Source organism: Bacillus crepusculi (genome assembly GCF_014764715.1).
Taxonomy (GTDB): domain Bacteria; phylum Bacillota; class Bacilli; order Bacillales; family Bacillaceae; genus Bacillus.
Map to the genome: position 1 here is coordinate 1 of NZ_JACXXE010000028.1, position 2,381 is coordinate 2,381.

Genomic DNA, 2,381 nt, shown 5'->3' on the forward strand with positions numbered 1-2,381 from the left:
AACCTCCATCCTTTGAGAGATGGAGGTTTTTTCATGATAATGACTTAGTCACAGCAGGTGCTTTCAGCTCAAAACGATTGAGTAAAAAGCCAAACAAGGCAGCAAGCACTTGCTGAAACAGCATACCAATCACAACAGGGACAGCGACAGCAGGCGGAAAAAAGCTAATGGCAAGAACAGCCCCCGCACTAATATTTCGCATGCCGCCCGTATACACAATGGCCACAATCTCCCCTTGAGTACATTTCATCGCCTTTCCAATCAACCATGCAAAGGCATATCCACTCATCGCAATGAGGAATACCACCACTGCTTTACTAAAAAATGCCGCATTCAGCTCACGCAAGTATGGTGCGACAACAGAACTATTAATCGAGACCACAACAAACAAGCCTATTTTTGAAAAAGGTGACAGGGTCTGACTGATCGTTTTTGTCACTTCTGGCTTTGCATACTGATGAACGAGCATTCCTAATATAGATGGGAGCACCACCATCCCAAACAACCCTTTCATGATGGCCACCATATCCATATGGACCTGTGTACCGACGAAGAGTGACAAGCTGGCTGGCACAATAAATGGTGACAGCAATGTATCAATTAAAATGATAGATAAGGTTAACCCAACATTCCCTTTATACATCGCCGCCCAAATTAAGCTAGAAACACCTGTCGGAATTACCATCGCAAGCGTCAAGCCCGTGATCGTCATGGAATCACCCGCAAATATTAGATGCCCCGCTGACCAAGCATAAAGTGGCATCAATACGTGCAAAATCATAAACGTTAAAATCAAAGGTAATGGATGCATCACCGTATGCTTTAAAGCTGAAAAAGTAGCAGACAAGCTCCCTGCAAATGTCATTACGGCGAATACCCATGGCACCAAAAACGTAAAATCCTTTAAATAAACCGCAAATACTACACCAAGTAACACACTCACAGGCGTAATGAGCGGCATCATCCGGCCGAGCACTTGGTTCAAACGCACAAGCATGCCGGCCACCTCCATCCTTCACTTACTTCCCTTTTCTATTGTAACAAACAGAAAGATCTTTTTAAGAACCCATCACCTGTTTCACAAGCTTTTGACTAGATGTATCCATTCCAACTACGTCCACTTCTACACCAGTAGCTCGAAATTTTTGCTTCACACGTTCAATCGCTGCCATGCCCGATTCATCCCATATACGCGCTTCAGATAAATCAATCACAACGGATGGAAGATCTTTCACCTGATGGAATGCTGAAATCAAGTCAGTGACTGAAGCAAAGAAAATTTGTCCCTTAATTCGATAAACCCAATTTCCCGCTTTGCTTTCTGTAGAGGTAATATGAAGCTTTGATATTTTAGCTACAAAGAAAACCGCACTAAGCAGCACACCTGCAAAAACACCCTTTGATAAATCATGAGTCAGCATCACATTTTAATCGGCCTTCGGGTTCTTTTTTAGCTGCTGAATGAACTCCAATCAAAAGTACCAATCGAAACCATGATCATCACTGCCACAAGCGCAGCCATTTGCTCTCCCATGTCTCCAACCGTTCTGACATCAATATGTCCAAATACAGCAACCATCGTCATCACAATAATCGCAATAAGTGGAGAGGGGATCACTTTTGTGATCATCGGCAATACATAAATGATTAGCAAAGCACCACCTGTCATGATATACATAGCCATTGATTCCCCCAAAAAATGCGGGAGCTGAGCCATGAAGATCATAATCGCCAATGCATTCACAAAACCTACCATCACGGACCTTGGAATAAACACGGCACAATCCAAACACAATTTGAATCAGACCTGTTAAAATCGTAGCTGCAAACAAATACTGCAATCCATGGTCTCCGACCAAATTGACCATGACCAAACAGGAAAATAGAAGATCAACGAAACCTGGAAATAAAGAAAGGAAAAACACACAACACTTCACTTTCGGGGAAACAGAGGAACGTACAGAGTCTTTTGTTAGAGAGGATTTTATCACTTTAGTCAGAATAAAAGAAATGAGCTAAAGAAGCAAGAACCAAAAGGAGGGATATATAGAAAGCTAAGATAAAATAGCTTCAAGCAAAGCGATCCATTCATTTGCTTATTTACATCATCGAACAGGCTCCACATATTTTTAAACAAACAAAAAAAGCCTTCTCATCATCGAGAAACCTTAAGATTCATCATTATACTAGAGGAAAGCTTCCAAGCGGGCTCGAACCGCTGACCTCTTCCTTACCATGGAAGTGCTCTACCTACTGAGCTATGGAAGCATGGCTCCGCAGGTAGGACTCGAACCTACGACCGATCGGTTAACAGCCGATAGCTCTACCACTGAGCTACTGCGGAATGATAAAGTAACTTCTTCCATTGGAAGGATATAAAC

At 42.5% G+C, this 2,381-nt stretch carries 1 protein-coding gene, 2 tRNA genes and 1 pseudogene; all 4 read right to left on the bottom strand.

Annotated elements, in window-relative coordinates; all coding sequences use genetic code 11:
• Window positions 1-31 precede the first annotated feature (31 nt).
• Window positions 32-997, bottom strand: a complete 966-nt coding sequence (locus IEE86_RS19090; RefSeq protein ID WP_224741102.1) for a bile acid:sodium symporter family protein — start codon at window positions 995-997, stop codon at window positions 32-34.
• A 61-nt stretch (window positions 998-1,058) separates the two neighbouring features.
• A pseudogene (locus tag IEE86_RS19095) lies at window positions 1,059-1,823 on the bottom strand (SulP family inorganic anion transporter); the annotation flags it as partial.
• A gap of 372 nt (window positions 1,824-2,195) precedes the next feature.
• Window positions 2,196-2,268 (bottom strand) — tRNA-Thr (locus IEE86_RS19100).
• A 1-nt stretch (window position 2,269) separates the two neighbouring features.
• Window positions 2,270-2,344, bottom strand: a tRNA-Asn gene (locus IEE86_RS19105).
• Window positions 2,345-2,381 lie beyond the last annotated feature (37 nt).